Origin of the sequence: Cupriavidus sp. SIMBA_020 (assembly GCF_046535395.1) — a bacterium.
Classification (GTDB): Bacteria; Pseudomonadota; Gammaproteobacteria; order Burkholderiales; family Burkholderiaceae; genus Cupriavidus; species Cupriavidus campinensis.
On record NZ_JAWRWU010000105.1, the window covers coordinates 1 to 413 of the forward strand.

At 59.6% G+C, this 413-nt stretch carries 1 pseudogene; it reads left to right on the top strand.

The annotated features are described in order from the left end of the window. Positions 1-413 (top strand): annotated as a pseudogene (locus tag SB751_RS28355) (DEAD/DEAH box helicase); the annotation flags it as partial.

The window sequence follows — 413 nt, forward strand, 5'->3', positions numbered from 1 at the left end:
GGACGACCAAGAAGCCGTGCGCCAGTATGCGGTCGCTGCGCTGGCCTTCACACAAAAGGCCAAGCAGATCGAAATGCTGGCCGATGATGAGGCAACCGGCGGGACCGGCGACGGCACACCGAAAGCGAACCTTGCACTCATTGAAGGCGTGAAGCAGTTTGCGATGAGCGTCAAGGAACTGGACATCGACCTGATCGACCGGATCAACCCGTTCGATACCGCCTACGCGATTCTCGCAAAGGCGATGGATGAAAAAACGCTTAAACAGGTGCAGGCCGTGATCGCGGCGCGCAAGATCAACATTCCGATCGAGGAAGCGCGCGAACTGGCGAAGCGTGCGCTGGTGTTCAAGCACGATCGTGGTCGCCTGCCCGACATCAACGCCGCCGATCCCTGGGAGAGACAAATGGCCG